General features: G+C 74.5%; 14 protein-coding genes. 10 read left to right on the forward strand and 4 right to left on the reverse strand.

Annotation, left to right across the window (positions count from 1 at the left end):
* Positions 1-3,085: type I polyketide synthase (locus tag ABD223_RS34980; RefSeq protein WP_344041022.1), on the reverse strand; the 3,085-nt coding region annotated here is incomplete at its 3' end.
* Between the two features lie 314 nt (positions 3,086-3,399).
* Here ABD223_RS34980 and asnB point away from each other — a divergent pair.
* The 3 genes from asnB to ABD223_RS34995 all read left to right on the forward strand — a co-directional run bounded on the left by asnB (position 3,400) and on the right by ABD223_RS34995 (position 6,759).
* Positions 3,400-5,235 (forward strand): asparagine synthase (glutamine-hydrolyzing), encoded by a 1,836-nt coding sequence (gene asnB / locus ABD223_RS34985; RefSeq protein WP_344041023.1) that lies wholly within the window; start codon positions 3,400-3,402, stop codon positions 5,233-5,235.
* 80 nt (positions 5,236-5,315) lie between these two features.
* Positions 5,316-5,483: a hypothetical protein gene (locus ABD223_RS34990; protein ID WP_344041024.1), complete on the forward strand. Its 168-nt coding sequence runs from the start codon at positions 5,316-5,318 to the stop codon at positions 5,481-5,483.
* Between the two features lie 268 nt (positions 5,484-5,751).
* Positions 5,752-6,759, forward strand: a complete 1,008-nt coding sequence (locus ABD223_RS34995; protein WP_344041025.1) for a hypothetical protein — start codon at positions 5,752-5,754, stop codon at positions 6,757-6,759.
* Here ABD223_RS34995 and ABD223_RS35000 read toward each other — a convergent pair.
* Entirely contained in the window at positions 6,756-7,388 is a 633-nt protein-coding gene (locus ABD223_RS35000; protein ID WP_344041026.1) for a helix-turn-helix domain-containing protein, read from the reverse strand. The genes ABD223_RS34995 and ABD223_RS35000 overlap by 4 nt on opposite strands.
* A gap of 95 nt (positions 7,389-7,483) precedes the next feature.
* On the opposite strand from ABD223_RS35000, the gene ABD223_RS35005 reads away from it, so the two are divergent.
* The 5 genes from ABD223_RS35005 to ABD223_RS35025 all read left to right on the forward strand — a co-directional run bounded on the left by ABD223_RS35005 (position 7,484) and on the right by ABD223_RS35025 (position 14,418).
* The gene (locus tag ABD223_RS35005) at positions 7,484-8,494 is read left to right on the forward strand and encodes an alpha/beta fold hydrolase (protein WP_344041027.1); all 1,011 of its coding nucleotides are present in this window, start codon (positions 7,484-7,486) and stop codon (positions 8,492-8,494) included.
* Positions 8,495-8,664: 170 nt separating this feature from the next.
* A complete protein-coding gene (locus tag ABD223_RS35010; RefSeq protein WP_344041028.1) occupies positions 8,665-9,114 on the forward strand; it encodes a YbaB/EbfC family nucleoid-associated protein in 450 nt (149 codons plus the stop codon).
* 4 nt (positions 9,115-9,118) lie between these two features.
* On the forward strand, positions 9,119-9,424 hold the full coding sequence (locus ABD223_RS35015) for a type VII secretion target (protein WP_344041029.1): 306 nt from the start codon (positions 9,119-9,121) through the stop codon (positions 9,422-9,424).
* On the forward strand, positions 9,421-13,998 hold the full coding sequence (locus tag ABD223_RS35020; protein ID WP_344041030.1) for an RHS repeat-associated core domain-containing protein: 4,578 nt from the start codon (positions 9,421-9,423) through the stop codon (positions 13,996-13,998). The genes ABD223_RS35015 and ABD223_RS35020 overlap by 4 nt, the downstream gene beginning before the upstream one ends.
* The gene (locus ABD223_RS35025) at positions 13,999-14,418 is read left to right on the forward strand and encodes a hypothetical protein (protein WP_344041031.1); all 420 of its coding nucleotides are present in this window, start codon (positions 13,999-14,001) and stop codon (positions 14,416-14,418) included. It abuts the gene before it with no gap.
* 12 nt (positions 14,419-14,430) lie between these two features.
* On the opposite strand, the gene ABD223_RS35030 is transcribed toward ABD223_RS35025, so the two are convergent.
* Positions 14,431-14,658, reverse strand: coding sequence for a hypothetical protein (locus ABD223_RS35030; protein WP_344041032.1), 228 nt, complete (start codon positions 14,656-14,658; stop codon positions 14,431-14,433).
* Between the two features lie 274 nt (positions 14,659-14,932).
* Here ABD223_RS35030 and ABD223_RS35035 point away from each other — a divergent pair, with 274 nt between their 5' ends.
* Positions 14,933-20,386, forward strand: coding sequence for an ATP-binding protein (locus tag ABD223_RS35035; RefSeq protein WP_344041033.1), 5,454 nt, complete (start codon positions 14,933-14,935; stop codon positions 20,384-20,386).
* Between the two features lie 324 nt (positions 20,387-20,710).
* A complete protein-coding gene (locus ABD223_RS35040; RefSeq protein WP_344041194.1) occupies positions 20,711-21,955 on the forward strand; it encodes an arsenic transporter in 1,245 nt (414 codons plus the stop codon).
* Here ABD223_RS35040 and ABD223_RS35045 read toward each other — a convergent pair.
* On the reverse strand, positions 21,932-22,162 hold the full coding sequence (locus tag ABD223_RS35045) for a hypothetical protein (RefSeq protein WP_344041034.1): 231 nt from the start codon (positions 22,160-22,162) through the stop codon (positions 21,932-21,934). The genes ABD223_RS35040 and ABD223_RS35045 overlap by 24 nt on opposite strands.
* Between the last annotated feature and the right edge of the window lie 170 nt (positions 22,163-22,332).

Below are 22,332 nucleotides of genomic sequence, written 5' to 3' on the forward strand. Positions count from 1 at the left end.
CCAACACCAACCGCTGCTGCGGATCCATCCCCACAGCCTCACGCGGCGAAATCCCGAAAAACCCCGCATCAAACCCCGCCACATCATCGACGAACCCACCAAAACCAGACCCCCACCCCCGGTCCGCCGGGAACCCCGAGATGACGTCCCGCCCCTCGGACACCAGGTCCCACAGGTCTTCCGGAGATGCCACGCCACCGGGAAAGCGGCACGCCATGCCCACCACCACGACCGGGTCGTCGTCATCGCCGTCGGAGCCGGACAGGGCGACGGGCGCGTTCGCGACGCGGTCGCCGTTCAGGTGGTCGGCCAGGTCGGCGCAGGTGGGGTGGTCGAACAGCGCGGTGACGGGCAGCGCCGCGCCGGTGGCGCCGACGAGCCGGTTGCGCAACTCCACCGCGAGGTGGGAGTCGACGCCGAGTTCCCGGAAGGGCAGGTCCACCGGGACGGTGTCGGGTGACGGGTGCCCGAGCACGGCGGCGAGGTGCGCCCGCACGAGCCCCAGGGCGTCACCGGGCGCCCGGCGCGCTTCGGGTTCGGGCGCCTCGGGTTCGGGCGCCTGCTCGCCGAGCCAGTGGCGCTGCCGCTGGAACGGGTAGGTGGGCAGGTGGGCGCGCGGGCCGTCCGACACCCGTTCCCAGGCCGGTCGCAGGCCGTGGACGTGGAGCTGGGCGGCCGAGGTCAGCACCTGGTCGAGGCCGCCCTCGTCCCGGCGCAGCGTGCCGACGACCAGGGCGTCCCCGGCGATCTGCTGGACCGGGCCGGTGAGGACGGGGTGCGGGCTGGACTCGATGAACACGTCGCAGCCCAGGGCGGTCAGCGACCGGGTCGCCTCCTCGAACTCGACGCGCTGCCGCAGGTTGCGGTACCAGTACGAGGCGTCCAGGTCGGCGCCCGGCACCGGTCCGCCGGTGACCGTCGAGACGAAGGTGACGTCGGCGGCCCTCGGCGCGATGTCGCCCAGGTCCGCGAGGAGCTGTTCGCGCAGCGGCTCGACCAGCGGTGAGTGCGACGCCGTGCTGACGTGCACCCGCCGCACCCGGACGCCGTCGCGCTCGCAGGACTCGGTGAACCCGCGCACCGCCGCCGCCTCGCCGACGACCACCGTCGAGGCGGGTCCGTTCACGGCGGCGATCCACAGGCCGTCGGTCAGCCTGGTCGCCACGTCCCGTTCCGGCAGGGGGACGGCCGCCATCGCGCCGACGCCGGGCATGTCGCGGAAGGCCCGGCTGCGCACGGCCGCGACCTTCGCCGCGTCGTCGAGCGACAGCGCGCCCGCCACGCACGCCGCCGCGACCTCGCCCTGCGAGTGGCCCACCACGGCGTCGGGTTCGACGCCGAGGGAGCGCCACAGGGCGGCCAGCGACACCATGATCGCGAACAGGACCGGCTGCACCACGTCGACCTCGTGCGCGTCCCCGCGGGCCACGTCGAGCAGCGGGAAGTCGATGTGCGGCGCCAGCGCCTCGGCGCACTCGCGCATCCGGTCCGCGAAGACCGGCGAGGTGTCGAGCAGCTCGGCGGCCATCGCGGGCCACTGGGTGCCCTGGCCGGGGAAGACGAAGGCGACGCCGCCCGGTCGTCGGGCGGTGCCCCGGACCAGGCCGGGGAACGGCAGGTCGGCGGCGAGCGCGGCCAGGCCGGCGCGCACCCGGTCCCGGTCGGGCGCGATCAGCACCGCGCGGTGCTCGAAGGTGGAGCGGGCGGTGGCCGTGGTGCGGGCCGCGCCGGCCAGGTCGAGCCCCGGGTCGGCCTCGACGCGCTCCCGCAGCCGGGTGGCCTGGTCCCGCAGGGCCTGGGCGGTCCTGGCGGAGAGCACCCACGGCCCCGCGGCCGTCCCGGCCGACCGCCGGTCGCCGGTCCACTCGGCCAGCACGACGTGGCAGTTGGTGCCGCCCATGCCGAAGGAGCTGACGCCCGCCAGCCGCGGTCCCGGTTGGGGCCACGGCCCGGTGCGGTCCTGGACGCAGATCCCCAGCGCGTCCAACGGGATCTCCGGGTTCGGGGTCTCGTAGTTCAGGCTGGCGGGCAGCTCGCCGTGCTTGACCGCGAGCACGGCCTTGAGCAGGCCGGCCGCGCCCGCCGCGCCCTCCAGGTGGCCGATGTTGGTCTTCACGGACCCCACGAGCAGCGGCCGGTCGGCGGGGCGGCCGACGCCGAGCACCTCGCCGAGGGCGGCCGCCTCGACCGGGTCGCCGACCCTGGTGCCGGTGCCGTGCAGCTCCACGTACCGCACGTCGGCCGGGTCGACGCCGGCGCGCCGGTAGGCCAGCCGGAGCACCCGCGCCTGCGCGGCCCGCACCGGCACGGTCAGGCCCGCGCCGCCGCCGTCGTTGGTCACCGCGCTGCCGCGGATCACGCAGTGGACCGGGTCGCCGTCGGCCTCCGCGTCGGCCAGCCGCTTGAGCAGGACCAGCGCGCCGCCCTCGCCGCGGACGTAGCCGTTGGCGCGCGCGTCGAACACGTGGCAGCGGCCGTCCGGCGAGAGGCCGCCGAACTTCACCGCGGTCACCGCGCTCCGCGCGCTCAGGTTGAGGTTGACGCCGCCGGCCAGGGCGACCGAGCACTCCTCGCGCAAGAGGCCGGCGCAGGCGGTGTGCACGGCGACCAGCGAGGAGGCCTGCGCCGCGTCGACCACGAAGCTGGGACCGCGCAGCCCCAGCGCGTAGGAGACCCGGTTGGCGATCATGCCGCGCTGCGAGGCGGTCATGGAGTGCGCGCTGAGGTCATCGGGACCCCGCAGGTCCGCGTAGTCCTCACGGATCGCGCCGATGAACACGCCCGCGTCGCCGCCGGGCAGCACGCCCGCGTCCTCGAACGCCTCCCAGGCCAGCTCCAGCACCAGCCGCTGCTGCGGGTCCACCTCCGCCGCCTCGCGCGGGGAGATGCCGAAGAACGCCGGGTCGAAGTCGCCCACCCGGTCCAGGAAACCGCCTCGGCCCGTGCCCGCGTCCACCCGGTCTGGCGGCACCGGCGTGACCGCCTCCGCGCCGGCGCGGAGCAGCCGCCAGAACGAGTCCGGGTCGGGCGCGCCGGGGAGCCGGCAGGACATCCCCACGACGGCGACATCTTCGGAAAACCCCATGCCGCGGCCTCCTGCGTGGTCCGAGTGACAGGACGACGGGCGGCGGACCCCGTGCGCGTCGCACCGCCGTTCCAGCACCAGGTGGCCGCCGCCAACTCAGTCCACTATGGACAGAACACGCCGAGTGGACACCGGCACCCCCCGAGCAGGCGCCACACCCGTCGCGGTGTGCAACCGCACAGGGGCGCCCCGGGACACCGCACCACGCCCGGCCGGAAGGCACATACCCCTACTTTGCGCCGCCACCACCCCTACACCCTTCGTCGCCGGCGTCGGGGTGCCGATACGGTCGGCTGGACGGAGGGGGACGCACCATGTGCGGAGTTGCCGGCTGGGTTTCTTTCGACCGCGACCTGACCGAAGAGCGGTCCACCATCGAGGCCATGACGCACACCATGCGTCAGCGCGGCCCGGACGAGTGGGGCGCCTGGACCGGGACCCACGCCGCGTTCGGGCACCGCAGGCTGTCGATCATCGACCTGCCCGGCGGCACGCAGCCGATGTCGGTCGACACGCCGGACGGGCCCGTCGTCCTCACCTACAGCGGCGAGACGTACAACTTCGTCGAGCTGCGCGACGAGCTGCGCCGGCGCGGGCACCGGTTCCGCACCGCCAGCGACACCGAGGTGGTGCTGCGCGGGTACCTGGAGTGGGGCGAGGCCGTTGCCGAGCGCCTGGTCGGCATGTGCGCGATCGGCCTGTGGGACGGCCGCGACGAGCGCCTGGTCCTCATCCGCGACCGCCTCGGCACCAAGCCGCTGCACTACTTCCCGACCCGGGACGGCGTCGTGTTCGGCTCCGAGCCGAAGGCGGTCCTGGCGCACCCGCTGGTGGAGCCGGTGGTGGACACCGACGGCATCCGCAGGCTGCTGCTGGGCTTCCCGACCACCGACCAGGGCGTCTGGTCCGGGGTGAGGATCGCCAAGCCCGGCACCGTGATCACGGTGGACCGAACGGGCCTGCGCGAACGCGCCTACTGGCGGTTGACGGCCGCGCCGCACGAGGACGACCGCGAGACCACCGTCCGCACGGTCCGGGCGATGCTGGAGGACAACGTCGCGCACGAGCTGGTCGCCGACGTGCCGCGCGGGGTGCTGCTGTCCGGCGGCCTGGACTCCAGCGTGCTCACCGGCCTGGCCGACCGCGTGCTGCGCGAGCGCGGCGAGACCGTCCGCACCTTCTCGGTCGACTTCCCGGACCAGTCGGAGAACTTCACCGCCGACACGATCCGGCCGAGCGCCGACGGCCCCTACATCGCCGACGTCGTGGCCCACACCGGGACCGACCACCTCCACCTCGTCCTCGACCACCGCGCCCTGTCCGACCCGGAGGTCCGCCGGGAGGTCGTCGCCGCGTGGGACGCCCCCTACGGCATGGGCGACATGAACACCTCGCTCTACCTGCTGTTCAAGGCCCTCAAGGACCACGTCACGGTGGCGTTGAGCGGCGAGGCCGGCGACGAGGTCTTCATGGGCCACTTCTGGCACCACGCCGAGGTGGTCTACTCGGGCGACGACTTCCCGTGGTCGGTGGCCTGGCCCCAGCTGAACACCTCCTCGTACATGACGCGGGAGTTCACCGACCTGGTCGACCTGCCCGCCTTCAGCCGGGACAGCTACCGCCAGGCGCTCACCGAGGTGCCCCACCTGGACGGCGAGGACGCGCGCAGGCGCAAGCAGCGCGAGATCGCCTACCTCGGCCTGACCCGCTTCATGCGCACCCTGGAGGATCGCCTGGACCGCCTCGCGATGCGCGCGGGCGTCGAGACCAGGGTCCCGTTCTGCGACCACCGCCTGGTGGAGTACCTGTACAACGTCCCCTGGTCGCTGCACACCTTCGACGGCCACGAGAAGAGCCTGCTGCGCGCGGCGGGCCGGGACCTGCTGCCCGAGTCGGTGGCCTCGCGCCGCAAGAGCGGCTACCCCTCGACCCAGGACCTCCGGTACGTGGCCGCGCTCCAGCAGCAGGTGCGGGACGTCCTCGCCACCCCGAACACCGACGCGCTGTTCATGTGCGACCCGGCGAAGGTCGCCGAAGCGGCCGCCGCCGACCCCGCCGACGTGGGCCCCGCGGCCCGCCTGACCTTCGAGCGGCTCCTCGACGTCGACGCCTGGCTGGACATCGCCAAGCCCACCCTCAAGCTCTCCTGAGCCCGGGTCGCGCCCGGTCGGGGCGGCCCACCTGCGAGGATGGGCGCGCTGACCAGGCAGGACGCGTGGAGGTGGGGTCGGTGGCGGAACCCGGTGGCGGTCGGCGCGACCGCGGCGAGGGCGGCGACCCGGCGTGCAGGCTGTCGCAGGTGTGCCCGGAGTGCGGTTTCCTGGACGACGGCGAGCCGCCGGAGGTGTGCCCGCGCTGCGGCGCGGTCATCGCGGAGGACGGGCCCGTCGCGGGGTGACCAGGGGCTCGGCCGCGCGGGTACGGGGTCACGCACCCGACGCGGTCGGGACGACCTCGCGCCGGCCCGCCGGAAGAGGCCACAAAGGACTCGTCCGGACCCCTGTTCCCGCCGCCCCACCAGCGGGTCCGTCGTCGGTGACCGCGTCGTCGACGACGGGCCGCGACCGCTACCGCCACGCGGTTCTCGGCTTCGGTTCCCTTGTCGCCGCTGTCGGCGGTTGCCAGGATCCCTGTCAGGCGCTGAATCATCACTGGGGGCGATCGCGTTGTCGAACGAGCTGAAGACCCGCGTGCTCGCCGCGGCGGTGCTCGCCGCGGGACTGGTCGTGGTGTCGCCGCAGACCGGCCAGGCCGCCGCGGCGGCCTGCACGTGGCAGGGGACCGGGTGGGAACTGCCCGCCGAGGCCAACGGCGGCACGCTCCAGGGCTACGACGGCAGCCGGTACGCGGTCGGCACCACCGGCAAATACGTGCCGTTCACCGGCCTGACCAATCCGCGCGGGACGTTGTGGGACAACGGGAAGATCGTCCTGCGGGCCACCGCCGCGACGCCGCGCTACCGCGACGTGAGCAGGTCCGGGCTCGTCGTCGGCAACGACGTCGTCGGCGGGAGGACCGTCGCCGTCACCATCGGCCGCGACGGCGGTGCCACCGTGCTGCCCGGCGACGCCGCGTGGACCGGCTACTCGGCCGAGCTGGTCAACGGCGCCGGGGACGTCTACGGGTACGCGGACACCGCTGCCCGGGACGTCGTGGTGGTGTGGCCGGCCTCGGCGCCGGGCACCTACCGCGAGCTGCCCGCACCGGACGTCGACTTCATCCGCCCCGTCGACGTGGACGACCAGGGCCGGGTCGTGGCCATCACCGGCACGGCCTCGGGTGGCGGCCTGGTGCGCGACACCGATGGCCGGTGGCGCGTGCTCGCGGCGCAGGGCGCCGGAGGCTACAGCGACCCGCGCGCCATCCGCGGCGGCCGCGTCGTGGGCTCGCAGGGCACCGACGCTGGCCACGCCGCCACCGAGTGGACCGCGCGGGGCGCGCTGGTCCGCACCTTCCGCGACGCCGCCGTGGCGTTCGCCATCGGCGGCAACGGCACCGTGGGCGGGCGCACGGTCGTGAGCGCGGGCCAGCGGACGGTCCTGTGGCGCGACGGCGTGGTGGTCGACCGGCTCTCCGCCGTCCCGTGGACCTACTCGCTGCGCTGGATCAGCGACGACGAGAGCACCCTCGTGGGCAGCGACGGGGGTCGTCCCGTGCAGTACCGCTGCTCCTAGCGCCGCTCCCGGCGGCCCGCCCGCGCGTCGGCGCGCACCCCGTCGGCGCGCACCCCGTCGGGGCGCACCCCGTCGGGGCGCACCCCGTCGGGGCCGAACAGGACGAGGAGCTCGACCGCGCCGCCGTCGGCGCTGCCCAGCCAGTGCGGCGAGGACGTGTCGAACTCGGCGAACTCGCCGGGCGGCAGCGTCAGGTCGCGTTCACCCACCACCAGCCGCAGCCGGCCGTTGAGCACGTACAGCCACTCGAAGCCCCGGTGCCTCTGGGGTGTCGGTTCGAGCGGTTCCGGCCGGGCCGGGATGACCACCTTGAACGCCTGAGTCCCACCCGGCCGCCGGGACAGCGGCACGAGGACCATCCCGAACCGCCGGAGCGGCTTCAGGTGGATGCGGGGGTCGCCGGTGCGCGGCGCGCCGACGAGGTCGTCCAGCGGGACGTCGTAGGCGCGGGCGAGCGGCAGCAGCAGTTCCAGGGTCGCCCGGCGCTGCCCGCCCTCCAGCCGGGACAGGGTGCTCTCCGACACCCCGGTCGTCGCCGAGAGGTCGGCGAGGGTGAGGCCCCGGTCGCGGCGCAGCGCGCGCAACCGCGGCCCCACCGCGGCGAGCACGTCTTCCTCTCCACCGTTCACGGGACCAACTTGCCACAACGGCAAGATCCCGTGCCAAACCGGTCCGCGCCCGGCGAGGCTGGCCCTGCCGCAGCCCCGAACCGAGGACAGGACACATGATCACCGCGTCACGGCCGCCGCGCCGCCCCACCCGACTCGCGCTCGCCCTCGCCCTCCTGCTCACGACCGGCGCCGCGGCGTGCTCGACGCCGGCCGACGACCCCGTCCCGGCCCACGCCGCCGCCACCCGGGACGACCCGCGCTTCACCGGCGCCTTCCGGCACGGGTTCGCCGACGTCGACGGCGTCCGGATGCACTACGTGACCGGCGGCAGCGGCCCGGCGGTCGTGCTGCTGCACGGCTGGCCGCAGACCTGGTTCGGCTGGTGGCCGATCATGCCGGCGCTCGCCGAGCACCACACCGTCTACGCCGTCGACCTGCCCGGCCTCGGCGACAGCACCGGCTCCCCGACCGGCTACGACAAGGCCACCCTGGCGCGGTACGTGCACACCCTGGTCACCGACCGGCTGGGCGTGCGGGACGCCTCCGTCGTCGGGCACGACCTCGGCGCCGCGGTGGCGTTCCAGTACGCCGCCCGGTTCCCCGCCGACACCGCGCGCCTCGGCTACCTCGACCTGCCGCTGCCCGGCCCCGGGATCGACGGGCCCACCTACCGCTCGCTGAGCTGGCACATCGCCTTCCACTCCCAGCGCCGGGTCCCCGAGGCGGTGGTCGGCGACGACGTGCGCGAGTACCTGGCGCTGTTCTACCCGCAGGTCGCGTTCGGCGGGACGGCGTTCGGCGGCACCTCGGACCGGTCGCCGTTCACCGACGCCGAGATCGACGAGTACGCGCGGACCTATAGCAGGTCAGAGGCCCTGTCCGGCGGCTTCGAGCTGTACCGCGCCCTCGACCAGGACGTCCGCGACACCCTGGCGGCGGCCCCGGTGGGCGTCCCGACCCTGCTCATGACCGCCCAGGGGCAGCTCGACGCGATCCGGGCCACCGTCGCGCCGCGCCTGACCGACGTCGTGCGGGCGGTGGACGTGCCGAACGCCGGGCACTGGCTCGTGGAGGAGAACCCGGGGTTCGTCACCGAGGAGCTGCTGCGCTTCCTGGGCGGCTGACGAACCGCCGGTCCCGGTGGCGGCGCGACCGCCGGTCCCGGGGCCCCGACCCGGCGACGGCTCGGGGAGGCGGTTGGTCCGAACAGGGCATCCTGGGAGCGCATCGGCCTCGGGCGGCGTCCCACCCGAGGTAGCGTGGCGCGATTTCCACGTCGCCGGAGGGGGAGCCGATGACCGACCCGCTGTCCAACGTGCAGCGCCTGGTCGACGACTGGGAGCGCAACGCGCAGGAGAAGGCCGCGCGGTACGAGTCGATGCGGCAGGAGGTCGAGCGGATCTCGCTCACCCGGTCGGCCGCCGGGGGCGCGGTGAGCGTGACCGTGGGCCCCAACGGCATCCCCAGTGACGTGTCCATGACCGAGGCGGTGTCGCGGTTGCGGCCCGAGCAGATCGCGGCGGCGGTGATGGAGGCGATGCGCCAGGCCCAGGCCGCCTACCCGGCGGAGCTGGCGCGGATCGTCGGCGAGACCGTGGGCGACACCGAGTCCGGGCGGCACATCGTGGCCACCGCGGAGCAGCACTTCCCGCAGGTCGAGCCCGACACCCCGCCACCCGCGCCGCCGCGCCGGCGGCGCGAGGGCGACGACGGGGACTTCAGCGACGACAGCTACCTGGGGTGAGGCGATGACGGGCTACGAGGCGGTCACCGGGGAGATCTCCGCGCTGGCCGGGCGGGTCGAGGGCCTGGCCGAACGCCTGCGGGCCGCCGCCGACGCGGCGCGGACGGTGGCGATGAACGACTCCGCCTACGGCGTGGTCTGCCAACCCTTCGCCGCGCTGCTGCAACCGTTCGAGGAGATGGGCGTGCAGGCGTTGACCACGGCGGCGGAGACGGTGGCCGACAACGCCGCGAACCTGCGTAGCACCTCCCGCGCCTACGACGCGCAGGAGACGGCAGAGTCGGCGCGGATGGACGGGATGAACCGGTGACCAATCCGTTGATCGCCGCGCCGCAGAGCGACACCACCGCGGTCACCGGCATCGGCATCGCCGAGTCGGCCCAGGGCCTGGCGCAGGGCATCTCCGACGGCAGCTGGGTCGAGGCCGGCCTCGGCGGCGTCGGCGTCGGCCTGGAAGTGCTGTCCATGGTCATCGACCCCATCGGCACGGTCGCCTCCTACGGCGTCGGGTGGCTCATCGAGCACGTCCAGCCGCTCAAGGAGGCGCTGGACTGGTTCGCCGGCGATCCCCCGGTGATCCGCTCGTTCAGCGAGACCTGGTCCAACGTCGCCGCCGAAGTCGGCCGCATCGCCACCGAACTGGGGCAGCAGGACGCACCCGGCTGGACCGGCGCCGCCGCCGACACCTACCGCGGCCACGCCGCCCAGACCGCCGACGCCATCGCCGGCGCCGCCACCCTGGCCGAGGGCGTGGGCGTCGGCGTGATGGTCATGGGCGAGGTCGTCGCCGCAGTCCGCGAGATCATCCGCGACCTGGTGGCCGAAGTGGTCGGCAAGCTCATCACCTGGGCACTGGAGGCGGTGGCCACCCTCGGCCTGGCCACCCCGCTCATCGTCGCCCAGGCCACCTCCACCATCGCCCGCGTCTGCAACCGCATCTCCGACCTCGTCCGCAAACTCGTCAAGACCATCGGCAACGTCACCCCCCGCATCCGCCAAGTCCTCGACAAACTCGGCGAAATCATGCAGAAGCTCGGCGCGCTGGGCCGCCGCGCCGACGGACCCGGCACACCGGGCACCACCAGCCCGTCGAGCACACCCAGCGCACCCGACGCCCCCACCGTCAAGGGACCGGACGGGACCACCAGCCCATCGGGCACGACCAGCCCGTCCGGCGCACCGGACACCACCAGCCCGTCCGGCACCACCAGCCCGTCCGGCACCACCAGCCCGTCCGGCACCACCAGCCCGTCCGGCACGACCTCCCCGTCCGGCACCGCCTCCCCCACGGGCACGACGCCGAGCGGCACCGGCCCGGACGGTTCCCCGACCGGCGCCACGACACCGTCCGGCAGCCCGCGCACCGACGCGCCCGGGACCAACCCCGGCAAGCCCGGCGCCTCCCCCGACCAGCAGGCGCCCAGCCGGCCCGCCGACCCGGACACCAGCCGGACGCCGGAGGACCAGCGCCGCTGCGTCAACGACCCCGTCGACGTGGCCACCGGCGAGATGGTGGTCGCCAAGACCGACCTGTCCCTCCCCGGCCTGCTCCCCGTGGTCCTGCGCAGGGTCCACGTGTCCGGTCACCGCACGGGGAGGCTGTTCGGCCCGGGGTGGGCGTCGACGCTCGACCAGCGGGTGGAGGTCGACCGGCTCGGCGTGGTCTACGTCGCCGAGGACGGGATGCGCCTGGTCTACCCGGAGCCCGCCGACGGTCCGGTCCTGCCCGTGGTGGGGCCGCGCTGGCCGCTGCGCCGCACGCCGTCCGGCTACACCGTGACGGAGCCGGGCAGCGGGGTGACCCGCCACTTCGACGGTGCGGGGGCCGACGTCCCGCTGACGGCGCTCAGCCACCGCTCCGGCCAGCGCGTCGAGGTGTTCCGCTCCGCCGACCGGATCGACGTCCGCCACTCCGGCGGGCACCACGTGACCGCGCCGGTCGCGGACGGCCGCGTGGTCGCGCTGGGCGTCGTCGGCCCCGACGGCGTCACGGCGGTGGCGGCGTACGAGTACGATGACGCCGGCGGCCTGGTCGCCGTGCGGAACTCGTCGGGCGCGGCCCTGCGGTACGACTACGACGACGCCGGGCGGGTCACCGGCTGGCAGGACCGCAACGGCAGCTGGTACCGCTACGTCTACGACGAGCAGGGCCGCTGCGTGCGCAACCTCGGCGCGGACGGCTTCCTCGACGGCGCTTTCGAGTACCTGCCCGACCGGACCGTCTTCACCGACTCGATGGGGCACAGGACCACGTTCCACCTCGACGACCGCGGGCGGGTCGTCGCCGAGGTCGACCCGCTGGGCGCCGTGGTCCGCACCGCGTGGGACGAGTTCGACCGCCCGCTGCACCGCGTGGACGCCCTCGGCGGGGTGCACGCGTACCGCTACGACGGCGACGGCAACCTCGTCGAGGTGACGCGTCCCGACGGCCGCCGGTCGACGGCGGAGTTCGACGCCGGCGGTCAGCCGGTCCGCGTCGTCGACCCGGACGACGGCGAGTGGACGTGGTCCTACGACGAGGCGGGCAGGTTGCTGACCGCCACCGACCCGACGGGGGCGACCACCCGGTACGCCTACGACGAGCGCGGCGGGCTCGCCGGGGTCGTCGACGCGGGGGGAGCCGCGCGCCGCGTCCGGTGCGACGCCGCCGGGCTCCCGGTCGAGGTCACCGCGCCCACGGGCGCGACCGTCCGCTACGAACGCGACAAGTTCGGCCGGGTCACCGCGGTCCTGGACCCGGTCGGCGGCACGACGCGGGCCTCCTGGACCGTCGAGGGGAAGCTGACCCGCCGCACCTTCCCGGACGGCTCCGTCGAGCGCTTCACCTACGACGGCGAGGGCAACCTGGTCGAGCACGTCGACCAGCTCGGGCAGTCGAGCCGGATGGAGTACGGCCGCTTCGACGTGATCACGGGTGAGACCGGGCCGGACGGGGCGCGGGTCTCCTTCGCCTACGACACCAACCTGCGGCCCGTCTCGGTCACCAACGCCAACGGCGAGACGTGGCGCTACGACTACGACCCGGCGGGCAGGCTCGTGCGCGAGACCGACTTCGCGGGCCGCGAGACCCGCTACGCCCACGACGCCGCCGGGCGGGTCGTGGCCACGACCAACGGCGCCGGGGAGGTGGTGCGGGTCGTCCGCGACGCGATGGGGCACGTGGTCGAGCGGAGCGGCCCGGACTTCACCGCGGTGTTCCGCCGGGACGGCGCGGGCCGCGTGGTGGAGGCCCGCAACGACGACGCGCACCTGGTCCTCGAACGCGACCCGCTCGGCCGGGTCCTGCGGGAGGCCGTCGACGGCGACGCCGTGGTGTCCACCTACGACCGGGTCGGGCGCAGGACGTCCCGCCGCACCCCGTCCGGCGTGGAGAGCCGCTGGGTCTACGACCCGGCGGGCGCGCCGGTCGAGCTGCGCACCGCGGGCCGCTCCCTGCGGTTCCGGTACGACGCGGCGGGTCGCGAGGTCGAGCGCACCCTCGCGGACGCCGCGGTGCTCACCCAGATCTGGGACGCCAACCACTGGCTCCGGGCGCAGGCCGTCACCGGCCCGGGGGTCACCGGCTTGATCCAGCGGCGCTCCTACGACTACCGCGGCGACGGGCACGTGAGCAGGGTCGTCGACCAGCTCAGCGGGGTCCGGGAGTACGGCCTCAACCCGGTGGGGCGGATCACCTCCGTCGACGGGCCCCGGTGGAGCGAGCGGTACGCCTACGACGCCGCCGGGAACGTCACCGCGGGTCACTGGCCGGCCGACGAGCCCGACGCGCCGCTGGTCGGCGCGCGGGAGTTCGCGGGCGGTCGGGTGCGGCGGGCGGGCGCGACGACCTTCGAGCACGACGCGCAGGGCCGGGTGGTGGCCCGGCGCGGCCGCACGCTCTCCGGCCGGGTCCGGCACTGGCGCTACACGTGGTCGGGCGAGGACCGGCTGACCGGGGTCGTCACCCCGGACGGCGTCCACTGGCGCTACCGCTACGACCCCCTGGGTCGCCGGGTCGCCAAGGAGCGGCTCGCGCCGGACGGGTCGGTCGTCGACTCGGTGCGGTTCTCCTGGGACGGCCCCGTCCTGGCCGAGCAGCGGCACAGCTCGGGCGCGGGCACGGTGTGGGAGTGGCAGCCCGGCACCTTCCGCGCGGTCAGCCAGCTCGACCAGGACGAGGTGGACGCGCGCTTCTACGCCATCGTCACCGACGTCGTCGGCACGCCGACCGAACTCGTCGACGCCGACGGGGCGATCGCCTGGCACTCCCGCCCCGCGGTCTGGGGCGCCGGCACGGGCCGCGGCGGGTCCGCCACCGGCGGGTCCGCCACCTGCCCGCTGCGGTTCCCCGGCCAGTACCACGACCCGGAAACCGGCCTGCACTACAACCACCACCGCTACTACGACCCGTCGACCGCCCACTACGCCAGCAGCGACCCGCTCGGGCTGGCCCCGTCGCCCAACCCGTACGCGTACGTGTTCAACCCGATGGGGTGGACCGACCCGCTCGGGCTGGAGAAGTGCATCGACAACCGGCAGTTCAACAGCCGGCAGGAGGCGCTGGACTCCGCGTACGACCGGGCCGGGATCCCCCGGGGCGCCGAGCCGGACGCCCGGTGGGAGGTCGGCGGCGACCCGACGCGCCGGGGCGAGCCGGGCTACCGCTACTCGGAGGACCCCGGCGCGCACGGCAACTACGCGCAGTTCGAGACGGAGAACGGATCGCGCGTCATCGCCGAGCACACCAACGACCCGAGAGCTCCGCAACCGCACTTCCACGCGGGACAGCCCAAGGGCGACGCGGCCCGCGACGGCGTCGACTTCGGCTGGGGCGGCGGTTCGGAGTTCGAGAGGTACGGTCAGGTCGACGGCAAGCACCACTACTACTACCCGGAGGGCACCTAGATGGCCGACCGCACGGCGGCGCTCGTCGCAGCGGGCCTGGAGGTCCTGGGCACCGTCGACCTGGCGGGCGACCTGGCGCCGGCGGACGCCTGGCGGCGGGTCGTCTCCGGCGCCGCCCGACCGGCGGTCGAGGTCCCGGACGACGCCGACGACCCGGAGGGCCGCGTCGACGCCGAGTGGCGGGAGCTGGCCCGGCGGCACGGCGTCCTGGCCGACGACGGCACCTTCCTGATCAGCCCGCCGGGACCCGGCGCGTTCACCGCGCCGTGGACCGCCGTCCGCCTCACCGACCGCACCGACCTCGCCCGCCACCTCACCGCCAACCCCGGCGAGCCGGAGTTCGTCACCGCCTCCGCCGACGGGACGGCCGTGCTGGGCGTCACCACCGAGGAGTACGCGACCTGGCTCGTCCTGGCCTGACCTCCCCCGCGGTCACGTGGTGGCGACGAGCTCGCCGGTGGTGCGCTCGCGGACGAAGTCGACCAGCGCCCGCGGGCCCTGGTCGAGGCGGTACCGGCGGCCGATCGCGGCCGGGGGCCGCCGCCGGCTCGCCGACCTCGCGCATCCCGCCGTGCCGGCCCTCCGGGTCGAGGACGAACCGCAGGTCCACGTCGTCGCGGCCGATCCCGTCCCGCCGGGAACCTGCCGGGCGCCGGCCAACGCCGCGCACAATGCACCTGTTCCACCCCGACCAGCACCGTGACCTGCGCTTCCACCACCGACCCGAGCTCGCCGACCCCCGGCGGCCACCGTTCACCGATCCCCTAGCGATCCCCTAGACCGGTGTGAAATCGAGTCAGCCTGTAGTTGAGTTGGCCATACTCGGCTCCCGGGCCCACCCCGGCACAGCTCGGGTCGGGCCACCAGGCAGAGTGTGGGCGCGACCTGAACACCACGGGCTCCGGGTCACGTACAGAAGGGAATGGTCGGTCGGATGTTCCGCCGTATCGCGATCGTCAACCGGGGAGAAGCCGCGATGCGGCTCATCCACGCGGCCCGGGAGCTGGCCGAGGAGACCGGGGCGGCGATCGACACGATCGCACTGCACACCGACGTGGACCGCGGAGCCGCCTTCGTCCGCGAGGCCGACGTCGCCTACGACCTGGGTCCCGCGTCCGCCCGCCCCTACCTCGACCTGAAGCTGCTCAAGCAAGCGCTGGTGGAGACGAAGGCCGACGCGGCCTGGGTGGGCTGGGGCTTCGTCGCCGAGGACCCGGCGTTCGCCGCGCTCTGCGAGGAGGTCGGCGTCACCTTCATCGGCCCGAGCCCCGACGCCATGCGCAAGCTCGGTGACAAGATCGGCGCCAAGCTGATCGCCGAGGAGGTCGGCGTCCCGGTCGCGCCGTGGAGCCGCGGTCCGGTGGAGTCCCTGGACGCCGCCCTGTCGGCCGCGGCCGGGATCGGCTACCCGCTGATGCTGAAGGCCACCGCGGGCGGCGGCGGGCGCGGCATCCGCGTGATCACCAGCGACGCGGACCTGGCCGACGCCTACGAGCGCACCAGCCAGGAGGCCGCGAGGGCGTTCGGCAGCGGTGTCGTCTTCCTCGAACGCCTGGTCACCGGGGCCCGGCACGTCGAGGTGCAGGTCATCGCGGACGGCCAGGGCACGGCGTGGGCGCTGGGCGTGCGCGACTGCTCCGTCCAGCGGCGCAACCAGAAGATCATCGAGGAGTCGGCGTCGCCGGTGCTCGGCGCCGAGCAGGCCGCCGACCTCAAGGCCTCCGCCGAGCGGCTGGCCGTCGCCGTCGGTTACCGGGGCGCGGCCACCGTGGAGTTCCTGTACCACCCCGGCGACCGGGCGTTCGCCTTCCTGGAGGTCAACACCCGCCTCCAGGTCGAGCACCCCATCACCGAGGCCACCACCGGGTTCGACCTGGTCAAGGCCCAGTTGTGGGTGGCGGCGGGCAACCGGCTGGAGGGCGCTCCGCCGGTCGAGCGCGGGCACGCCGTCGAGGCCAGGCTCAACGCCGAGGACCCGGACCGCGACTTCGCACCGTCACCGGGGCGCATCGCCCGGTTCGACCTGCCCGCGGGGCCCGGCATCCGGGTGGACACCGGCGTCGGCGAGGGCGACACCATCCCGGCCGACTTCGACTCCATGATCGCCAAGATCATCGCCCACGGCCGCGACCGCTCCGAGGCGCTGAGCAGGCTGCGCCGGGCCATGGCCGACACCACCGTGGTCATCGACGGCGGCGCGACCAACAAGAGCTTCGTCCTCGACCTGCTCGACCAGCCCGAGATCGTCGACGCCACCGCGGACACCGGCTGGATCGACCGGGTCCGGGGCGAGGGCAGGCTCGTGGCGCGCCGCCACTCCGCCGTGGCCGTCGCCGCCGCGGCCATCCAGGCCTACGAGGAGGAAGAGGGCGCCGAGCGCCAGCGGCTGCTGTCCACGGCGTTCGGCGGCCGCCCGCAGGTGCGGCACGAGAGCGGCCGCAAGCTGGACCTCAAGCTGCGGGGCGCCGCGTACCGGGTGCGGGTCACCAGGGTCGGCGCCCAGCGGTTCCGGGTCGGCATCGAGGCGGGGACCCGGGTCGCCGCCGCCGACGTCGAGCTGGACCGGTTCGACGAGCACACCGGCCAGATCCGCGTCAACGGGACCCGGCACCGCCTGCTCATGGGCGCCACGGGGCCCGTGGTGCTGGTCGAGGTGGACGGCGTCGCCCACCGGGTCAGCCGGGACGAGGGCGGCGTGCTGCGCTCCCCCGCGCCCGCGCTGGTCGTGGCCACCCCGGTCGCGGTCGGCGCCGAGGTCGAGGCCGGCGCGCCCGTCCTGGTGCTGGAGAGCATGAAGATGGAGACGGTGCTGCGCGCGCCGTTCACCGCCCGGGTGAAGGAATGCGCGGTGGCCGTCGGCAGCCAGGTGGAGGTCGGCGCGCCGCTGCTGCGGCTGGAGCCGCTCACCGAGAACGCCGAGGCCGACGCCGCGACCGACCAGCCGGTCGAACTGGACCTGGCCGACATCCCGGACGCCTCGCCCGCCGACCGCGTCCGGCGCGGCCTCCAGGAGCTGCGCGGGCAGCTGCTCGGCTTCGACGTGGACCCGCACGACGACGGCAGGGTGCTGCGGGACTACCTCGCCGCGCGGCGCGAGGCCACCGAGGCGGGCCGGCGGCCGCTGGCCGAGGAGGTCGCCCTGCTGACCGCCTTCGGCGACCTGGCCGAGCTGAGCCGCAACCGCCCGGCGGGCGAGGACACCGGCGGCGAGGGCCACCTGCACAGCGCCCGCGAGTACTTCCACACCTACCTCCAGAGCCTGGACGTCGACCGGTCCGGCCTGCCGGAGCGGTTCCAGGGCAAGCTCGCCACGGCGCTCGCCCACTACGGCGTCACCGGCCTGGACCGCACGCCGGAGCTGGAAGCCGCCGTGTTCCGGATCTTCCTCGCCCTCCAGCGGGCGACGGCCGACGCGGCGGTGGTGACCACGCTCCTGCGGTCCTGGCTGGACGAGGCCCCGCCGGACGAGACGCTGCGCGAGACGGTCGGGCTCGCCCTGGGTCACCTGATCTCCGCGACCCAGGTCCGGTTCCCGGCGGTCGCCGACCTCGCGCGCGGCGTCGTGTTCGCCTGGCTGGGCCAGCCGCTGCTGCGCCGCAACCGGGCCCGCAGCTACGCCGACGTCCGCGAGCACGTGCGGTACCTGAGCGAGCAGCCTGACGCCGCCGACCGCGACGAGCGGGTGGCCCAGATGGTGCGGACCACCGAGCCCCTCGTGCGGCTGTTCAGCCAGTACCTGGAGCGCAACACGCTCGACAACGCGCTCATGCTGGAGGTGCTGACCCGGCGGTACTACGGCAACAAGCGCCTGGTCGACATCCGGACCAGCAGGGTCGGCGACCACACCTTCGTGACCGCGCAGCGCACCGACTTCACCGTGGTGTCCACCGCGACCCACCACGACGACCTGGGCGAGGCGCTGCGGAGCCTCGGCGCCCTGGCGCCGGCCACGGGCCCGCTGGACGCCGACGTCTACCTGGCGTGGCGGGACCAGCCGGAGGACGCCGCCGACCTGGCCGCCGCGCTGGCGTCCGTGGTCAGCGCGCACCCGCTGCCCGACCAGGTCCGCAGGCTCACGCTCACCGTCGCGGGCCGCGGCGACGCGGTCATGCACCAGCACATCACGTTCCGCCCGTCGGACTCCGGGATGGCCGAGGACCGGCTGATCCGGGGCCTGCACCCGTACATCGCCCAGCGGATGCAGCTGGAGCGGCTGCGCGAGTTCGACCTCACCCGGCTGCCCTCCGCCGACGAGGACGTGTACCTGTTCCACTGCGTCGCCAAGGACAACCGCGCCGACGAGCGGATCGTGGCCTTCAGCCAGGTCCGCGACCTGGTGGCCCTGCGCGACCACGACGGGCGCCTCGCGGCCCTGCCGACCGCGGAGAACACGCTGGCGACCTGCCTGGACTCGATCCGGCGCGCCCAGTCCCAGCGGTCGAAGTCGGCGCGGTTCAACACCAACCGCATCGTCGTCTACGTCTGGCCGGCCAGCGACATCACCCTCGGCGAGCTGGAGCTGCTGGCCCAGCGGATCCTGCCCAGCACGGCGGGCGCGGGCCTGGAGGAGATCGAGTTCATCCTGCGCCAGCGGCACGAGGGCGGCGACCTGGTGCGGACCGCGCTGCGGATCACCTTCGACACCACCGGGACCCCGGTGCTCACCCTCGGCGAGCCGTCCGACGCGCCGATCCCGCCGCTGGACGGCTACCGGCAGAAGGTGCTGCGGGCGAGCAGCCGCAACACGGTGTACCCGTACGAGATCACCGGCATGATCGGCGAGTTCACCGAGCACGACCTCGACGAGGACCACGTGCTGGTGCCGGTGGACCGCCCCAGGGGCAACAACACCGCGGCCATCGTCGCGGGCGTGGTCAGCACCCCGACCGCCCGCCACCCGGAGGGCGTCACCCGCGTGGTGCTGCTCGGCGACCCGACCGCCGCCCTCGGCGCGCTGTCCGAGCCGGAGTGCCGCCGGGTGATCGCCGCGCTGGACCTGGCCGAGCGGCTGGGGGTGCCGCTGGAGTGGTACGCGCTGTCCGCGGGCGCCCGGATCTCCATGGAGTCCGGCACCGAGAACATGGACTGGGTGGCCGCCGCGCTCAAGCGGATCGTCGAGTTCACCCAGGCCGGCGGCGAGATCAACGTGGTGGTCGCGGGCATCAACGTGGGCGCCCAGCCGTACTGGAACGCCGAGGCCACGATGCTCATGCACACCAAGGGCATCCTGGTGATGACGCCGGACTCGGCCATGGTGCTCACCGGCAAGCAGTCGCTGGACTTCTCCGGCGGCGTGTCCGCCGAGGACAACTTCGGCATCGGCGGGTACGACCGGGTCATGGGCCCCAACGGGCAGGCGCAGTACTGGGCGCCGGACCTGGCGGCGGCCCGCGACCTGCTGATGACCTACTACGACCACACCTACGTCGTGCCCGGCGAGGACGGCCCGCGCCGGGCCGAGACGACCGACCCGCACGACCGCGACGTCACCGACTACCCGCACCGCGCGGCGGGCAGCGACTTCACCACCGTCGGGCAGATCTTCTCCGCGGAGCACAACCCGGACCGCAAGAAGGCGTTCGACATCCGGGTCGTCATGCGCGCGCTGTCCGACCAGGACCGCCCGGTGCTGGAGCGCTGGGCGGGCATGGCCGACGCAGAGACGGCGGTCGTGCAGGACGTGCACCTGGGCGGCATCCCGGTCTGCCTGCTGGGCATCGAGTCGCGCCCGGTGGAGCGGCGCGGCTTCCCGCCCACCGACGGCCCCGACACGTACACCGCGGGCACGCTGTTCCCGAGGTCGTCGAAGAAGGTGGCGCGGGCGATCAACGCGGCCAGCGGCAACCGGCCGGTCGTGGTGCTGGCGAACCTGTCCGGGTTCGACGGTTCGCCCGAGTCGATGCGCAAGCTCCAGCTGGAGTACGGCGCGGAGATCGGCCGGGCCGTGGTGAACTTCCGGGGACCGATCGTGTTCTGCGTGGTCTCCCGCTACCACGGCGGCGCGTTCGTGGTGTTCTCCAAGGCGCTGAACCCGAACATGACCGTGCTGGCCGTGGAGGGCTCGTTCGCCTCGGTGCTCGGCGGCGCGCCCGCGGCCGCGGTGGTGTTCACCCGGGAGGTCACCGCCCGCACCGCGGCCGACCCCCGGGTGCGCGAGCTGGAGGCCAGGAGCGCGACCGCGACCGGCACCGACCGGACCGCGCTGGTCGCCGAGCTGGACGAGCTGCGCTCGTCGGTGCGGGCCGAGAAGCTGAGCGAGATCGCGGGCGAGTTCGACCGGGTGCACAGCATCGGGCGCGCGGTCGAGGTCGGTTCGGTCGACGCGGTGATCCGGGCGGCCGAGCTGCGGCCGCGGATCATCGAGGCGCTGGAGTCCAAGCTGGGGTGAGCCCCGACTCGGCTCGGTGAGGGGGCGGTGCCGCGGCACCGCCCCCTCCGCGTTCCCGCTCCCCGCTGCGCCCCCGGCCCCCGGTGCGCCCGCCCCGGTGGGCCCACCTCTGGCTGCACCCACCAGGAGCTGGGCCCGCTTTCTGATGGGCCCGCCGCCTGCGCCCGCCCCCTGGTGGCCCCTCCTCCTGCACCGGCCCTTCCCCCTTCCTCTGCCCCTTTCCGTTCCCGTCGCGGTGGCCGTGCATGATTCGCCTTGCATGATTCGGCGTGCCGGGGAATCACCGCGGTCGACGGGAGAAGGGGGCCGGCCCTGAGCACGTGGCTGGCGGAGGTCGTCTCGGTCCTGCTGCTCCTGCTGGTGCTGGGGTGCGCGGTGGCGCGTCCCCGAGGTCTGCCGGAGGCGGCGGTCGCGGTCCCGGCGGCGGTGGCCCTCGTCGCGATCGGCGCGATCCCGCTGCCGGGCGCGGTCGACGAGATCGGCCGGCTGGCGCCGGTGGTCGGGTTCCTGGCGGCGGTGCTGGTGCTGGCGCACCTGTGCGACCGGGAAGGGCTGTTCCAGGCGTGCGGCGCGTGGCTGGCGCACCGGGCGGCCGGGCGTCCCCGGCGGCTGCTGGGCGGGGTGTTCGCGCTCGCTTCCGCGATCACGGCGGTGCTCAGCCTGGACGCGACGGTCGTGCTGCTCACCCCGGTGGTGTTCGCCACCGCCGCCCGAGCGGGGATCCGCCCGAAACCGCAGGTGTACGGCTGCGCGCACCTGGCGAACACCGCCTCGCTGCTCCTGCCGGTCTCGAACCTCACCAACCTGCTCGCCTTCACCGCCGCCGGCCTGAGCTTCACCCGGTTCGCCGCGCTCATGGCGGCGCCGTGGCTGGTGGCCATCGCCGTCGAGTACGCGGTCTTCCGCCGGTTCTTCGCCGCCGACCTCGACGCCCGCGCCGAGGCGCCGCCGACCACCGAACCGCCCCGGTTGCCGCTGTTCGCGCTGGGCACGCTCGTGGTGACGCTGGCCGGCTTCGTGGTGACCTCGGCGTTCGGCGTCGACCCGGCCTGGGCCGCCACCGCCGGGGCGCTGGTGCTGGGCGTGCGGGCACTGGCCCGCCGCCGCACGAGCCCGACCGAGGTCGTGCGCGCGACGTCACTGCCGTTCCTGGCCTTCGTGCTCGCCTTGGGGGTCGTGGTCCGCGCCGTGGTCGACAACGGCCTGGGTGACTGGCTCGGCCGGCTGATCCCCACCGGGAGCGGCCTGCCGGAACTGCTGGCCGTCGCGGCGCTGGCGGCCGTGCTGGCGAACGCGATCAACAACCTGCCCGCGGTCCTCGTGCTGCTGCCGCTGGTCGCGCCGGCCGGACCCGGCGTGGTGCTGGCGGTGCTGATCGGGGTCAACATCGGCCCCAACCTCACCTACGCCGGCTCGCTGGCCACCCTGCTGTGGCGGCGGATCGCGCACCAGCACGACCACGACGTGGACCTCCGCGAGTTCACCCGGCTCGGCCTGCTGACCGTGCCGGCGGCGCTGGTCCTGTCCGTGGTGGCGCTGTGGGCCTCACTGCGGCTGCTCGGGGGCTGAGGCGACGACGCGCCGCCTGCGCAGGTAGGGGGCGGAGAACAGGTAGAGGCCGGTGAACAGGAGCAGGGTGAGGGGCGGCAGGGGCAGGTAGAACAGCCAGGGCGCGGACTCCGCCTGGTTGAAGAAGGCGAAGCAGGCGATCACGGCGACGGTGAAGGCGATGGACACCCAGCGGTGCAGCTGGCGGACCCACTTCTTGCCGGTCATGCGGCGGCTCCTCGTTCGTGGGACGCGCTCGGTCGCGGTCCCGTGAGGAGGACAGTAGGAAGCACCGGCCGCCCGGTGCTTCTCGATTCCTGACCGGTTCGGCGCGGGTCCCCCTCGGCGGGCTGTCCTCCGCGAACGCCTGGTGGTGCCTCACCTCCCCCGGCGTCGAC

Origin of the sequence: Saccharothrix xinjiangensis (genome assembly GCF_039527585.1) — a bacterium.
Lineage (GTDB): Bacteria > Actinomycetota > Actinomycetes > Mycobacteriales > Pseudonocardiaceae > Actinosynnema > Actinosynnema xinjiangensis.

Coding starts and splice junctions, on each gene's coding strand:
- asnB (WP_344041023.1), top strand. CDS start 3,400: ATGTGCGGAGTTGCCGGCTGGGTTTCTTTCGACCGCGACCTGACCGAA.
- ABD223_RS35045 (WP_344041034.1), bottom strand. CDS start 22,162: ATGACCGGCAAGAAGTGGGTCCGCCAGCTGCACCGCTGGGTGTCCATC.
- ABD223_RS35005 (WP_344041027.1), top strand. CDS start 7,484: ATGATCACCGCGTCACGGCCGCCGCGCCGCCCCACCCGACTCGCGCTC.
- ABD223_RS35015 (WP_344041029.1), top strand. CDS start 9,119: ATGACGGGCTACGAGGCGGTCACCGGGGAGATCTCCGCGCTGGCCGGG.
- ABD223_RS35035 (WP_344041033.1), top strand. CDS start 14,933: ATGTTCCGCCGTATCGCGATCGTCAACCGGGGAGAAGCCGCGATGCGG.
- ABD223_RS35010 (WP_344041028.1), top strand. CDS start 8,665: ATGACCGACCCGCTGTCCAACGTGCAGCGCCTGGTCGACGACTGGGAG.
- ABD223_RS35025 (WP_344041031.1), top strand. CDS start 13,999: ATGGCCGACCGCACGGCGGCGCTCGTCGCAGCGGGCCTGGAGGTCCTG.